The organism is Leptothrix ochracea, from assembly GCF_041083635.1.
In the GTDB taxonomy this organism is placed as follows: Bacteria; Pseudomonadota; Gammaproteobacteria; order Burkholderiales; family Burkholderiaceae_C; genus Sphaerotilus; species Sphaerotilus ochraceus.
Genome location: NZ_JBFPHB010000005.1, coordinates 134,616 through 149,801, shown reverse-complemented (window position 1 = coordinate 149,801; position 15,186 = coordinate 134,616). Strand labels below are relative to the sequence as shown.

9 protein-coding genes are annotated in these 15,186 nt (G+C 56.8%); 1 reads left to right on the top strand and 8 read right to left on the bottom strand.

Going from position 1 to position 15,186, the window contains the following annotated elements; all coding sequences use genetic code 11:
* Positions 1 to 3 precede the first annotated feature (3 nt).
* Genes hemH through nirB form a run of 4 tightly spaced genes read right to left on the bottom strand, consistent with a single transcriptional unit; the run spans position 4 to position 6,758 of the window.
* Positions 4 to 1,089: a ferrochelatase gene (gene hemH / locus AB3X39_RS02175; protein ID WP_369415714.1), complete on the bottom strand. Its 1,086-nt coding sequence runs from the start codon at positions 1,087 to 1,089 to the stop codon at positions 4 to 6.
* A 31-nt stretch (positions 1,090 to 1,120) separates the two neighbouring features.
* Positions 1,121 to 3,931 (bottom strand): nitrate reductase, encoded by a 2,811-nt coding sequence (locus AB3X39_RS02170; protein ID WP_369415713.1) that lies wholly within the window; start codon positions 3,929 to 3,931, stop codon positions 1,121 to 1,123.
* The gene (nirD, locus tag AB3X39_RS02165; protein WP_369415712.1) at positions 3,928 to 4,257 is read right to left on the bottom strand and encodes a nitrite reductase small subunit NirD; all 330 of its coding nucleotides are present in this window, start codon (positions 4,255 to 4,257) and stop codon (positions 3,928 to 3,930) included. Before nirD ends, AB3X39_RS02170 begins: the two co-directional genes overlap by 4 nt.
* Positions 4,254 to 6,758, bottom strand: a complete 2,505-nt coding sequence (gene nirB / locus AB3X39_RS02160; RefSeq protein ID WP_369415711.1) for a nitrite reductase large subunit NirB — start codon at positions 6,756 to 6,758, stop codon at positions 4,254 to 4,256. The genes nirD and nirB overlap by 4 nt, the downstream gene beginning before the upstream one ends.
* A 216-nt stretch (positions 6,759 to 6,974) precedes the next feature.
* On the opposite strand from nirB, the gene AB3X39_RS02155 reads away from it, so the two are divergent.
* Positions 6,975 to 8,291 (top strand): type IV pili methyl-accepting chemotaxis transducer N-terminal domain-containing protein, encoded by a 1,317-nt coding sequence (locus tag AB3X39_RS02155; protein WP_369415710.1) that lies wholly within the window; start codon positions 6,975 to 6,977, stop codon positions 8,289 to 8,291.
* Between the two features lie 59 nt (positions 8,292 to 8,350).
* On the opposite strand, the gene AB3X39_RS02150 is transcribed toward AB3X39_RS02155, so the two are convergent.
* The 4 genes from AB3X39_RS02150 to AB3X39_RS02135 all read right to left on the bottom strand — a co-directional run bounded on the left by AB3X39_RS02150 (position 8,351) and on the right by AB3X39_RS02135 (position 15,173).
* Complete coding sequence (locus tag AB3X39_RS02150) at positions 8,351 to 8,947, bottom strand: outer membrane beta-barrel protein (RefSeq protein WP_369415709.1); 597 nt, start codon at positions 8,945 to 8,947, stop codon at positions 8,351 to 8,353.
* Between the two features lie 61 nt (positions 8,948 to 9,008).
* Positions 9,009 to 9,629 (bottom strand): hypothetical protein, encoded by a 621-nt coding sequence (locus AB3X39_RS02145; RefSeq protein WP_369415708.1) that lies wholly within the window; start codon positions 9,627 to 9,629, stop codon positions 9,009 to 9,011.
* The gene (locus AB3X39_RS02140) at positions 9,626 to 14,152 is read right to left on the bottom strand and encodes a hemagglutinin repeat-containing protein (RefSeq protein WP_369415707.1); all 4,527 of its coding nucleotides are present in this window, start codon (positions 14,150 to 14,152) and stop codon (positions 9,626 to 9,628) included. Before AB3X39_RS02140 ends, AB3X39_RS02145 begins: the two co-directional genes overlap by 4 nt.
* On the bottom strand, positions 14,049 to 15,173 hold the full coding sequence (locus tag AB3X39_RS02135; RefSeq protein ID WP_369415706.1) for a filamentous hemagglutinin N-terminal domain-containing protein: 1,125 nt from the start codon (positions 15,171 to 15,173) through the stop codon (positions 14,049 to 14,051). The genes AB3X39_RS02140 and AB3X39_RS02135 overlap by 104 nt, the downstream gene beginning before the upstream one ends.
* Between the last annotated feature and the right edge of the window lie 13 nt (positions 15,174 to 15,186).

The following is a 15,186-nucleotide window of genomic DNA, read 5'->3' as shown; positions in this document are numbered from 1 at the left end:
TTTTTAGTCTTTAGCGCCCGCTGCCAAGGCGCGTTCACGCCCGGCTTGGCGTTCTTCCACCGACAACGCATCGCCCCACCAACCTTGGGTGTGCTGACTCACCAGTTTGGCCAAAGTGCCGATCCAAGCCGGGTCGTCGTTCAGGCACGGGATGTATTCAAAGCGTTGACCCCCAGCGGTCAGGAAAGCCGTGCGGCACTCCATCGCCACTTCTTCCAGCGTTTCGAGGCAATCGGCGACAAAACCCGGGCAAACCACCTGCACCGACGGCACCCCTTGCTTGGCCAGGGCCTGCAAGGTGGGTTCGGTGTAGGGCTCCAGCCACTTGGCCTTGCCAAAGCGGCTCTGGAAGGTCAACTGCCAGTCTTGGGCCGCCAAGCCCAGCCGCTCAGCCAAGCGCCGTGCGGTCTGATGGCATTCGCAGTGATAAGGGTCGCCCAGATGCAAGGTGCGCTCGGGCACGCCGTGAAAGCTCATCACCAGCTTGTCGGCCCGGCCATGCTGCTGCCAATGGGCTTCGATCTTCAGCGCCAAGGCGTTGATGTAATCGGCGTCCATGCCGTAACGGTTGATGAAGCGCAGCTCAGGCACGCGCCGCACCTTGCCGGCCCAAGCGTAGACCGCGTCAAACACGCTGGCGCTGGTGGTGGCGGAGTACTGCGGATAGAGCGGCAGGATCAAGATCCGGTCGCAGCCTTCGGCCTTGAGCGCATCAAGCTGGCTGCCCACCGAGGGCTGGCCGTAGCGCATGGCGTGGCGCACCACGCTGCCTGCTGGCAAACCAAGATGCTCCTTGAGCAGCTCGCTTTGCTTGGCCGTCCAGCTCGCCAAGGGCGAGCCTTGGGGCGTCCAGACGCTGGCGTATTTGGCGGCTGATTTTTTGGGGCGCACGCGCAAGATGATGCCGTGCAGGATCGGCCACCAAATCAGCCGGGGGATCTCGACCACCCGGGTGTCGCTGAGAAATTCCCCCAGATAGCGCCGCAGCGCCGCAGGAGTCGGGGCCTCGGGCGTGCCGAGATTGACCAGCAGCACCCCAACGCGTGCGGGGCGGCCATGGTGATGGGCGGGTTCGGTGGCGTAACTCATATCGGCGCGGACTCTACCATCCAAGGCCGGTTTAAGCTGCGGTGCCCGCGCACAGGCTGCGCAGCACCGGTAGGCACGAGCCGCAGTTCGTGCCGCACTTCAGGGTGTTTTGCAGATGCGCCAAACGCGCCTCGGCGTGGTTGCCGCCTTGGGCCAGCACGGCCATGATCTGCGGCTCGCTGACGTTGAAGCAAGTACAGATCTGCTTGCCCCGGCTGACCACCGCCACCGGCGGCGTGGCGCTGCCGGCCAGCAGGGCACGGCCAAAGCTCTGGGCGGGCAGCTCGTCTTGCAGCAAGGTCTTGATCCACGCTTCGGCGCGGGTGTCACCGGCCAAGAGCACGCCGCGCAGGATGCGCTGATTGCCTTCTTCGCCTTCGTGTTCGAGCCGGATGCTGCGCTGTTGGCCGCGCTGGCGATCTCGGTAGTGCAGGGTGTGCGGATGCTCCAGCCCCAAAAGGGTGGCGATGCGCTGCACCAAGGCCTCAGGTGCCGGGGCCGCAGCGGCAGCGCGCCACAGCAAGCCGCTGAAGCCTTGGTCATGCGGTTCACGGCCAAAGGGCAGCACCAATGCGTGGCCAAACTCGCCCATCAGGCTTTTGAGCTGTTCGCGCGCTTGCAGCATCTGCGCCTGCGGCAGCCACGCCAAGCCCAGCATGCGCCACGGCAGCGCTACCGGATCAATGCGCACCGCCGTGTGTTTGAGTTCGGGCTGCTTTGAGCTTGGGCAAAAGGTGGACAAGGTCAGGCCGTTGACGCCAAGGCGCGGCTGGCCTTGGGCGTCGCGGCCGCCCAGCACCTCCTCGCCCCAGTGCATGGGGATGAACGCTTGGGTGGGGGCGACGCTGGCGCTGGCTTGGACGGCCAGCACCACGCTGCCTCGGCGTGAGCGCACCTCGACCAGATCGCCCTCCTTCAGCTGACGGCGTTCGAGGTCAAGGGGGTTGAGCTCGACCACCGGCTCGGGCACGTGGCCGAACAGCCGCCCCAGCACGCCGGTGCGGCTGCCGCCGTGCCACTGATCGCGCAGCCGCCCGGTGGTGAGCGCGAAGGCAAAGCGCGCATCACGCGGCTCGGCGACCGGCCGGTACGCCATGGCGACAAAGCGCGCGCGGCCGTCTAGGGTCGCAAACCGACCGTCCGCATAAAGCCGTTCTTGGCCGCTGCTGGCACCCGTGGGCATGGGCCACTGCTGCGGGCCTTGGGCGTCGAGCTGCGCCCAGCTCAGGCCACCGATGTCGAGATCGCGGCCTTGGGTGCTGGCGCGGTGTTCGTTCCAGATTTCTTCCGCGCTGTCGTAGGGGAAAAGATGGTTTGGGCGGTGGGTGAGGCGGGCTTGCAGCCGCCGGGCCAGATCCACGCCAATGCGCCAGTCGTGGCGCGTTTGGCCGGGGGGGGCGATGGCGGGGCGCACCAAGCTGATGCGGCGCTCGGAGTTGGTGACACTGCCGATCTTTTCGCCCCAGGTGGTGGCCGGCAGCAGCAAGTCGGCATAGGACGCGGTGGCCGTGGTGGCAAAGGCTTCTTGCACCACAACGAACTCGGCTCGTTCCAGCGCCCGGCGCACGGTGCTTTGATCGGGCAGCGACTGCGCGGGGTTGGTGCAAGCGATCCACAGCGCCTTGATCTCGCCGTCGGCGGCGGCTTGGAACATCTCAACGGCGCTTTTGCCGGGCTTGGACGGCACATCGGCCACGCCCCACAGGGCGGCGACTTCGGCGCGGTGCTCCGGGTTGGCCAGATCGCGGTGCGCCGAGAGCAAATTGGCCAGCCCGCCGACCTCGCGCCCGCCCATGGCGTTGGGCTGCCCCGTGAGCGAGAACGGCCCAGCGCCGGCCTTGCCGATCTGGCCGGTGGCCAGATGCAGGTTGATCAGCGCGGCGTTTTTGTCGGTGCCGGCGCTGCTTTGGTTCAGGCCTTGGCAGTAGAGCGACAGTGTCGTGGCCCCTTTGCGATCACTCTGCGCAAACCAGCGGGCCGCTTGCACCAGATCGTCTTCGCGGATGCCGCACACCCGCGCCGCCTCGCGTGGTGTCCAAAGGCGCACAGCGTCGCGCAGCGCCTCAAAGCCACGGGTGTGGGCGGCGATGTAGGCCGGGTCGGTCAAGCCCTCCCAGAGCATCAGATGCAGCATGGCGTGGAACAGCGCCACGTCGGTGCCGGGCTGGATGTGCAGAAACAAGTCGGCTTGGCTGGCGGTTTCGGTGCGGCGCACATCGACCACGATCCAGCGCTGCGGCCGGTCCGCCGGCTTGGCCCGCCGGGCGTCTTCCAAACGGCGAAACAGCACCGGGTGCGCCCAGGCCATGTTGCTGCCCGCCATGAAGACGGTGTCCGCGTGGTCCAGATCGGTGTAGCTGCACGGCGGCGCGTCGGCCCCCAACGTGGCTTTGTAGCCCGCCACCGCGCTGCTCATGCACAGGCGCGAATTGGTATCGACGTTGTTGGTGCCGATCAGGCCTTTGGCGAGCTTGTTGTAGACGTAATAGTCCTCGGTGAGCAGCTGGCCGGAGAGGTAAAAACCGACCGCATCGGGCCCGTGCTGCGTGATCGTGTCGGCCAAGCGCGTGGCGGCCAGACCAAGCGCGCTGTCCCAGCCCAGCGGCTGGGGCGCTGCCCCGCGCACCAAGCGCTGCATGGGTTGCAGCAGCCGAGTCGCCAGCGTCACCGGCGCGCTTGCGGTCAGGTGCAGGGTCGAGCCCTTGGTGCAGAGCCGGCCGAAGTTGGCCGGATGCTCCGGGTCACCGCGCACCCCGGTGATCTGCACGCCGTCCGACTCGATCAGCACCCCGCAACCGACCCCGCAGTACGGGCAAGTGGAACGAGTGGTGCGGGGGTTCATGACATCAGCTCGTCAGCATCGAGGTGGATCTGGCCGTCTTGCACCTGCACCGCAAAGCGCGGGATGCAGCCCACATCGGGGGTGCGGGCACAACCGTCGGCCAAGTCGATCTGCCAGTTGTGCAGCGGGCAGGCGACCGTTTCACCGTGGACCAAGCCTTGGCTGAGCGGGCCGCCCTTGTGCGGGCAGCGGTCCACCAAGGCGAAGATCTTGTCTTCGGCGTTGCGAAACACCGCGACATCGATGTCGCCCGGGCGTTGGACGCGGCGCGCCCCAAGGCGCGGGATGTCTTCGACACGGCAGATGGGGATCCAGCGGCGGCTCATGCTTGGGCTCCTTGGAGGGTGGGTAGGGCTTGGAACTGGCGCACATCGACGCCCGCCTTGGCCGACTCCAGCCAAGGATCGGGCGCGCCGTCGAGGGCAAATTGCAGCCGCTCCCACAGCTCAAGCCGTCGCTCGGGCCGCTCAACGATCTGCGCCTTGATGTGATCCAAGCCAACGCGGGCGATGTAATGCACCGTGCGCTCCAGGTACCAGCCGTCTTCGCGGTAGAGCTGGAGAAAAGCGCCGGCGTGGCTCATCACCTCCTCAGCGGTCTTGACCTTGACGAGGAACTGCGCGACTTCGGTTTTGATGCCGCCGTTGCCGCCGACATAGATTTCCCAGCCCGAATCGACGCCGATCACGCCGACATCCTTGATGCCGGCTTCGGCGCAGTTGCGCGGGCAGCCCGAGACCGCCAGCTTGACCTTGTGCGGGGCGTACATCGCCCAGAGCGCACGCTCCAGCCGCTGGCCCATCGCGGTCGAATCTTGGGTGCCGAAACGGCACCACTCACTGCCGACACAGGTTTTGACGGTGCGGGTGGACTTGCCGTAGGCAAAGCCCGAAGGCATGCCAAGGTCGGCCCAGACGCCGGGCAAATCCTCTTTCTTGACCCCGAGCAAGTCGATGCGCTGACCGCCGGTGACCTTGACGGTCGGGATGGCGTATTTGTCGGCCACATCGGCGATGCGGCGCAGATCGGCCGCGTTGGTCTCGCCGCCCCACATGCGCGGCACCACCGAATAGGTGCCGTCTTTTTGGATGTTGGCGTGGCTGCGCTCGTTGATGAGTCGGCTTTGCGGGTCGTCTTCGGCCTCCTTGGGCCACGTCGAGATCAGGTAGTAGTTCAGCGCTGGGCGACAGCTGGGGCAGCCGCTGGGGGTTTTCCAGCCCAGGGCTTGGTAGACGCCGTGGACGCCGTCCAGACGCAGCAGTTTTTGGCTGCGGATGGCGTCGCGCACGTCTTGGTGGCTCAGATCCGTGCAGCCGCAGACCGCCTTTTTCTTCGGCGTGCTGGAGTAGTCACCTCCGGCTGTGAACATCAGCAACTGCTCGACCAGCCCGGTGCAAGAGCCGCACGAGGCGCTGGCCTTGGTGTGCTTGCGCACCTCATCCAAGGTGAACAAGCCCTTGTCCTTGATGGCCTTGCAGATCGCTCCCTTGGTCACACCGTTGCAGCCACAAACCTCATCCGCATCGGCCATCGCCGCCGCTTTGCTGTGACCTTGGTGGCCCACGTCGCCGATGTGGCTTTCACCAAACATCAGCTTGTCGCGGATGTCGTGGATCTGGCGGCCCTCGCGCAGCAGCTTGAAGTACCAGCTGCCATCGACCGTGTCGCCGTACAGGCACGCGCCGACCAGTTTGTCGTCTTTGATGACCAGCTTTTTGTACACACCGCCCACGGGGTCGCTGAGCACGATGTCTTCGGTGCCGTCGCCGCCGGTGAAGTCACCCGCGCTGAACAAGTCGATGCCGGTGACTTTGAGTTTGGTCGAGGTCTGGCTGCCTTGATAGCGCCCGATGCCCAGCTCAGCCAGATGGTTGGCGCAGACCTTGCCTTGTTCGAACAGCGGTGCCACCAGCCCGTAGGCCACGCCGCGATGGCTGGCGCATTCGCCCACGGCGTAGATGCGGGCGTCGGTGGTGGTTTGCAGCGTGTCGCTGACCTTGATGCCGCCCCGGCCGTCGTGGTCGCAGAGCAAGCCCATCGACTTGGCCAGCGCGGTGTTGGGCCGAATGCCGGCCGCCATCACCACCAGATCGGCCGGGATCTCGCGGCCGTCCTTGAACTGCACAGCCATCACCCGGCCTGACTTGCCGCCCTCTTTGTCGCCGATCAGGGCGGCGGTCTGCGCGCCGAGTTCGAACTTGAGGCCGCGCTCTTCAAGCGACTTTTGCAGCAGCCGGCCCGCCACGTCGTCAAGCTGGCGCTCCATCAACCACGGCGAGAGATGCACCACCGTGACGTGCATGCCGCGCAGCATCAAGCCGTTGGCCGCTTCCAGCCCAAGCAGCCCACCGCCGATCACCACCGCGTGGCGATGCGTCTTGGCGGTGTCGATCATCGTTTGGGTGTCTTGGATATCGCGGTAGGCGATCACGCCTTCCAAGTCCTTGCCGGGGACGGGCAGGATGAAGGGCGTCGAGCCGGTGGCGATCAGCAGCCGGTCGTAGTCGGCGCTCAAGGGTTGGCCTTCGCTGTTGACCGCGTGGACGACGCGCTGCTTGCGATCCACCTTGACCACTTGGGTGCCCACGTGCAGCCGGATGCCGTGCTCGGCGTACCAGCTCAAGGGGTTCAGGATGATCTGGTCGAGGGTCTGCTCGCCGGCCAGCACGGGGCTCAGCAGGATGCGGTTGTAGTTTGGGTGCGGTTCGGCGCCGAACACGGTGATGTCGTAGCGCTCAGGGGCCAGTTTGAGCAGCTCTTCGAGCGTGCGCACGCCGGCCATGCCGTTGCCGATGAGCACAAGTTTTTGGGGCTTCGTGATCGCCATGACAGATCAGTCCTTTCTGAGGGCGGCAGCCGTCCGCACGCCGGCAATCGGCGGGGGGCGAGCAGGGATAAGCGGGGGTGAGGTGGTGAAGCTGAGGCCGAGCGGCATCAGGGGCGGTGCAAGGTGGTGCAGGGGCCGTGTTCACCAAGGCGGTGCGTCGTTGCACCTTGGTCCGTCTTATGCAAGCCCCATGCCATCCTGATTCAGAATGCCCGCATGACGGATGCCTTGCGTGATGCTTTGTATGTTTGGACCCCTGACGGCGCCGCCAAGGCGCTTTGGCAGGGCCGTGCCGCTGGGGCGAGCCGATTTGCGGATGACGCTGTCACGCTGATCAGCGATCTGGCGGCGTTGCCCATGCACTTAGCTGGTGCGCCTGCTGTGCTTGAGGCACCGAGGCCGCTCATCGTTTTGCAACCTGAGTGGTGCGCCTTGGCCGCAGAGATCGGGGCGCATCGGCCGGTCAGTCTGATCTGCGCGCCCTTTGACGTGGCCTTGATGACCGAGCTGCTGGCGCAGGGCGTGAGTGGCTGGTGGCCGCTGGCGGTGTTGGCGGACCCCACCGCGTTGCACGCCGCGCTGGCGCTGGATGCGGCGCGCTGGCGTTGCCAGCGCGCACAGCACGCTGAGCTGGGGCGGGTGCGCGAACAGCTTGACGAGCGCAAGTGGGTGGACCGGGCCAAGGGCTTGCTGATGCAGGCGCGCGGTATCCATGAAGACGAGGCCTTTCGGCTGCTGCGCGGCGCGGCGATGCACACCCATGCGCGCATGGGCGAGGTGTCACGTTCGGTGGTCGAGGCGGCGCGCTGGGCCGAGGCCATCAACCGCGCCGGGCAGTTGCGCATGCTCTCGCAGCGGTTGATCAAACTGGCGGCGCAACGCTTGGCGGGTATCGAGGTCACGGCTGCCCGTCAAGCGCAAGAGCAAGCCGCGCAGAGGGTGCAAGAGAATTTGGCGCTGCTGGGCGCGCTGGATGCCAACCCACAGGAGGCTGCTTGGACACCCGCTTGGCAGCAAACCTTGGCGGCTTGGGCCGCCTTGCAGCCGCTGCTGGCCCAGCGCCCCAGCCCGACCATGCTGCGCCGGGCCGATGCCCACGCCGAAACCTTGCTGCACGCCGCTGAAACCCTGACCAGCGCGCTCGAAGACGGCGGTGCGCGCCGCGCCTTGCACATCATCAACGTGTGTGGCCGCCAGCGCATGCGAGTCCAACGTCTGGCCAAGGAAGCCCTGCTGGCGGGCCTCCTTGATGACCCTGCCACCGACCGTGCCACGACGGATAGCGTGCCGGCTTTGCTCAACGACTTTGAGGCCGCCTTGCTGGAGCTTGAACGCGCCCCCCTTTCGACCGCCGAGATCCGCGCCGCCCTGAGCGATGTGCGCGAAGTTTGGCTGCACCTGCTACGCGGCCTGCGCAGCCTCGACACCCCCGACGGCCGCACCGCCCTGTCCCACGCCGCCGACACCCTGCTCGATCTCCTCGACCGCATGACCGCCTCTTACGAGCACAGCTTGCAGGTGATCATGGCGTGAGGATGGTCGGCATATCCGTTGGGTGTCAGCCCCTCGAACCCTTCGACCACAGTGTCCCTTCAGAACTTGTAGACCAGCCCTGCGCTGATCAGCGACATGCGGGTCGGACCTTCGTTGGGCAGCGGGGTGCTTAAGGTGTCGCCACCGATGTTGCGGATTTCATACTGCGCTCGCAGCGCGAGGGGGCCGTTGATCTCGTACTGCGCCCCGACGCCCATCAGCAAGTAGCTGCCAGAACTGGTCTGCGTGACCGAGGAGCCGGGTGACGCAGCGTTGTAGCTGGTGCTGCCGTCGGCAAAACCGATCTTGGTCAGCAACGCCACCCGATGCGCCACCGGCCACGTGCCTTGCAGCGCAAGCTGGAAACCAGCCTTCTTCTCGGCTTGGAACCCCGGCCCGCTGTAGCTGGATTTCGCCCCGCTTAGAAAACCCATTTCTGCCGCCCAGGTGGGGCCGAACTGGTACCCCAGCGATACGCGTGTCGCGGTGCTGGTCTTTGAGCAACTTTCACCAGCAGCAACCTTGTTGCATGCATCTTGAATATCACTCTGCCCGAGATCCAGCGCGCCGTAAAAGCCACTGCTGCCATCGTTGGCCATGGCACAGGTGGTCAGGATGAGCAGCGAAGAAATAAAAATGGATTTGATGGGGGTCATGAATTTCCTTTGCGCGTCGTTGGTGCTGTATTGATATGTTGTGGCATGTACACCTGTTACATCACAGGCTGGCCAGGAATCTTTCTCGGTTGACTGAGAGGAACCATTCGTCCTCAAGGTAGCCATCAAATATGATGGCGGCCTCGGTGAGGTCGAGATATTTATTAAATAAAGGAGATGCCTTGTCCGTGAACCACCAGTTGTGTGTGTTTGCAATGGGTGGCCGTAGATTATTAATGTTGATGTCTGTCAATAGATGGGTTATTTCGGTGAGGAGCATTTGGGCGTATTGGTCGTCTTTGGCGTATTTGCTTAACGTAGTAATGAATGGTTGGATCCTTTCTTTGAGTAAGGCATTTGTGTCTCTTTCATCGGCTGGAAAAGGGTCGTCCCAGTCTTCCAATACACTTGCGAAATGAGCTGATGCTCTGCTAATTATTGGGTATTTTGTGTTGTATTTGTGGTGTTCAGCTGAGAAGTCGAAAACATTGTATTCTCCGAGAATTGGGGGCTCAATTTGATGGAATTCAATTCTATTGAATAACGGGTTCATCCTGTCTAAGAGCTTGGCAACATCTGGGTCTTTAGTTGAATAATTCTCCATGATTAGTTTTAGAAACATTGCCTTCTCTCGGAGGCGTTTTGCTTTTTTGGCACTTATTAATACTTGTGATTGATTCATGGTTGATTGATGTTGATGGGAATTGGGGCATTCCATTGAAGTCGATTGGGAACTATTGTCTGATTTGCGCCCCCATTGGCTCCTGTGTTGCTTGGTGCTGTTTTTGACAGGAATACTGTTGGATTTTGTCCGGCTTTAGGAGTCATCTGGTACAGATCAAATCCATTGGCTAGCATCGCCTTCGTGTTTTCTGGTGGCAAGGCCAGTAAATCGGCAATTTTTGCTGGTTCCATCGTAGATAGTTTTCTTCCTTCGGCTAGGGAGACAAAATATCCTGTTGAATCATTGACACCCCAGCCTTTGGGGACAAATTTTAATAGAACTGTTGCGTCGGACGCTGTGAGTCCAGTTGGAATGGTGGTTCCGGACTCAATGAATTGATTGGTTATATTTCGGATGGTTTGTGTCTCCAAAGTTGGGTTGCCTGTTTTGACCGCTTGATATAGTGCTTGTGCGTCTGTGGACGCTAGGACGCTAGGTGTTACGGTTATTCCAAGGGGTTTAAATGCTTGGCTGGAAGCGGTGGCTGTGGTGTTTGTGGCTAATGCCTGTGCACTTGCTTTGCTTAAGCCATTTACCATGGCTGCGCCTGTACCAACACCTAAGGTAAATTCTACAATTCCCGCAGCCTGTGGGGTTAAACCTAGCGTCAATAAAGCTTGGTTGAGTTGGGTCGATTGAGGATCGCCATAGATGAGTTGTTTAAAACCAGCGTAAGCTGAGTCAGTACTTATTGTTAGTCCACCTGTAACACCTGCACAACCAATAATAGTAATGCATGTTGGTATTGCCATGAAGGATGCATATATTCCAGCAGTGCCCATGCCAGCCTGAAGTGCCCCCCATGCTCTGGATGATGCTTGATAAGTATTGCTAAGGTTTTTTGCGGCATCTTTGATGCTTTGATAGCCGCTATAACCGAACATCTGTTCACCATCATATTTTTGAGTGGATAGAATAGATGTTTCTGTTGTAAAGGTGGTTCCAATGTCAGCGAATTTTTTGAGTTCTTGGTATGCCAAACTATCTGTTGGATATTCGGCGTAGCATTTTATTAGGGCGCATGCGGCGGCCGTAAGTCTGGCTTCTTTTTGTGGATCACCATTGGCAAGTTGTTTAATGCGGCTTTGTTCGGATATGTGCAGTTGCCGATTAAATCGATCACCTTGGCTGGCAATGAATCCACCCGTTGTTCCACCAGTAATTGATCCGGCAGCAGTAGCTGCCAAAGTGATAAGTTGTTGATAGAGAACTGATTGGGGATCTATGTTGCTTTTGGCTAAGATATCAGTAGCGACAAGTGCCACAGTTTTCCCTGCTACACCGCCTACAAAGCCAGTCGTTGGATTAGTTCCACCCAGTGTGGCTGTGAGACCACCGACAATGCCGTGGGCAAGAATCTGTTGCCCACGCAAGGTATCTAGTGATGCATTGGCATTATCTAGCGTAGTTTGTGCGGCAGCAACTGCCGTAGCATTGCCACTCTGTTTGGCTACATTTAATGCGACAGTTGAATCAGCTATCTTCTTTTGCGCGACATCAATCGGTGCTTGAAAACTGTCGCCAACCGCACGCATAGCCGTTTCACTAAAAACGGCCATAGCTTCGATGGCGTTGCGCGTTTTTGCAATATCGAAGGTATTGTTCAGTGACGAATTAGCTGTAGCGATGGTTCGTGTGGTAAGGGTAGGAACCATGCCATCAAGTGCAGATATGTTCGCACTTGTGGTGGCTAGACTATTTTGGGCGGCAGTGAGAAGTGTTTGTGTATTTTGGTAGGTGACTAATGAAGATTGCAATTGAATTAGATTGGCTTTCTCCAAATTATAAAGATTGATGTAGTAATTCGCTGGTGATGGATTTGGAGTGCTGAAATAATAATTAATTGCATTAACGTAGTAATCAAGCTTGGCTTGACTCTGGGCTGCCGCAGTCTGTGCTGCTGGATATCCAATCAATTGTTGTGTCAGATTTGATATCTGTGTTTGTAAAACATTCTGTTGATTAGTAAGTACGGCCCGTCTCGGAGCGTAAGATGCAAATTGTATTGTTCCAGATGAAACGACTGATTGAGTAATGCTATTTCGATTGACTCCACCTAAATTAGGTACTGGAGTGATGTAGTTGCTACCTGCGCCCGTGCCTAAGCCAAATGTATATCCAGAAACACTGGTTTGTTCATTATTTGATAAATCACTGTAAGATAAGTCGCCAGTGATAATTTGATTCATTGTGACTGGGGCGCTGCTAATAATAGCTCCGCCTACCAGATTGGTTAAACCACCAACTTTGATACTGAAACCGTTGTCTCCAGCAAATAAACCACTTTGCTGAACCACACTTTGATATTGATTACTGATATTTTGAGTGCTGCTATTAATGCTGCCACTGGGCGTACTTGTCCCACCATAAATTGGTACCGAAATGCTGCCCCCAGCGTTGCTGCTTTTGTATTGATAGCGTTCACTGTCTTGCAAACTAGTGACAGTAAGACTGCCCGCAATATCGGTTTCAATGCGACTAGCTCTGGCAACGGCCCCCTTAAGATCAACATTACCACCAGACAGGAGAGTCAGCTTATTGCTTGCAGTGAGATGGCTTTCGCCATTATCTTCCTTGAATGCCTGACCTAGGGTATTACCAATTTGCCCACTGGCTGTTGCATATAAACCTTGTGTGCCTAGGCCGACACCAACGCTAGCAGAGGTATTGCTGCTTGTTTCACGACTGACTGTGGTTTGCACCGAGTTACGTGCGCTGAGTGATGTACCAGCGGATATAGTAATATTGTTGGCATCTAGATTACTACCCATAATATCGAGCTTGCCAACCCCGGTTTGACCGACAACAGGTGAGCGAGCAATGATCGTGGTATCGCCGTTGCTGAATAGATTGGTTGCGCGCCAATCGGTTTGTTTTTGAACAGCGCTGGAAGTAATGCTACTCGATCCCAAGCTTAATTCGAGATTGATACCTGTGGCTTGTAACGCAGTCGTTGGATTGCCGCTCAATAAATCATTAAAACCTTTATTCAAGCTGGCTAGGTCAGGTGTTTCTCGTACAGCACGGTATAAATCATATCCGGCCTTGAAGTCATACGCGGCTTTAAGGCGACTGTCTTCTGCACGTTTAGATTTTTGTGATGCCTGCCAAGCTGATTCAAAGTGGCCTAGTGCTGCACCTTTCAGGGCCAGAGTTAGGCCGCTGGTGCGAGCTTTGTAGCTATCTTCTTGGTTATAGACATTCTTTGCGGCCATGATACTGACGTTGTCACCAATGATGTCAATATTCATGCCGGCTGTCATGTCTGCACCTTGAAGCAGTACATTGCGACCACCAAAAATCGATATACCACCAGCAATGCTGGCTATCTGACTGGCACTGGCGGTATCAATTGTTGTACTGCTGGCTTGTGTAGTGCTAGTGCTACCAAGTGTGATGCCAAACAGACCATCACCATTATTGAATAGTCCTGATTTCTTGCTATCTCTAATCGTCTGGTAGCTGACGAGATCACGTGCTTCCACGATATCTATATCACGTCCAGTCACGATCTGAATATCACGATCTGCTGACAATATAGACCCACGTACTAGAGTATCTCGCCCAGATCTTATCTGAATACTATTGGCTGTTACTGTGCTTCCTTCTGCGGTGTATTGAGCACCAGCATCCAAGGCTAGATTACTGCTGTTTGTGATAGGAATAAATATAAAACTTGATTGAGAGCTTGTCTGTGCATTTGTTAACTGAGAATGACGGCTCTGATTAGCTTCGATGGCGATATCATTGGCCGCTGTCAATTGGATATGACCTACATCGGAGCTTATTTTTGATTTGTTGGCACCCAGTACCAGAAAATTTCCAGACTCTGTAAATAGGTTTCCAGATGGATCTCGATTACCTAATGCAAATATACTTAAATCACCTAATGATGTTACATCACCGCCTTTAAGATTTTCTTCTAATTTTTGTGTGGTGGCTGTGGTTGTAGTTGTATTACAGACGAGACCTAACCATGAGCAACTGGTAGAGTTTGTATAGTTGACATTTCTTGCTAGTTTGCTATTGGCGACGCTATTAATGATGATATCGGCCGCGCTGACCATAATATTGCTTTCACTTCGTAAGCCACTACCACTTAATGTAATTTTGCCACCACTGTAGGTGTCTATAAGTTGTTGAAAATTAGTTTGAGCAATCTGAAGATTATTGATAGCAGAATTGTATGTTGTGATAGCAGCTGCTGATGAAATACTTGAAGGTTGAGTTAAAGCTATATCATAAGCTGGCTTAACGCTTACAACTTGACTTTGTAAGGTGGAAATATTTGCTTCTTGTTGGCTGCGTAGCGTAGCGTAGGATGCTGCTGTAAGTGTTGCTATTGAATTTATAGCTGTATTGGCAACTAATGAAATATCACCTGCAGCCTGTAAAACAGAACCTGTATTCAGTGGTGGAGTTGGTCGTGGTACTTGTGCCGCTCGCAATAGGTAATACAGCGGTCGACGATGTATCGACACGTGTTGCTGTAACATTCAGATTGTGACCAGTTATCAGTTCAATATTACCATCAGCCTGAATATCTGTTCCTTGCAGTGTCATGTCGTGCTTGGCATTAGCGCGAATATCCCATGCTGCCTTAATTTTTCCATCAGTAACAGTAATATCGCCAGCACTAGAAAGCTGAATGTCGCCCGTCAAGGCTTGCATTTTTCCTTTGCTATTTACACCAACACCGGATTCAGTACCAACTAAATAAATACTGTTGGCATACATGCCGCCAAGATTGCTAACGTCTACTGCAATAGTAGGATTTGCTCCTGTTCCTGTTTGTGTTGTTATTGTTCCGGTATTGCTATTAACTAGATTGGGCCCAGTTACTACATTTAACTGATTGGCATATAGGTTTGCATTTATTTGTAGGCTACGTGATAGCAACAAAAGTTGATCTGCTCCTCGTGCATCCAGCCCGGTAGACCCTTGAATATTAATCAATCCTTGCTGAATACTAAAAGTATCGCCGACCATACCTGAGGTAAGTTGTGATCTACCTGTCGTCAATACTGCCCGCCCAGTGTTTATAAAGCTACCCCCATTGACGGTAATGCCGTTGGGGTTGGCAATAACGAGATCAGCGCGTTTTCCGGTAATTTCTATCGCGCCATTCAATGTAGTTTGGTTCGCTGAAGTTACCTCGTTGAGAATCATCCGTGCATTGCTATTCCCAAGCATGGGATTGCCTGCTACTGTACCAGCTAATACACTTGAGCTGGTAAGGCCACTGTTATTTAAAATTTGACCTTCAGGTCCAATATTGTATTGTGTAAATCGATTATGAGAAACGCCCAAAGTATTTGGCGGTACAATTTGTATGATAGGTATACCATTTGAGCTGCTGTTAATAATAGGTTTTGCACCTGCTACCGCAGCATCTGCACCCAATGCCGTTGCTGCATAGGCTTGCAGTGGCATAATTTGCATGTATATTAAAATGATGCAAATAGATTGCTTGACATTGAATGATTTTGTATTTGCTTGCATTTTGTACAAATCC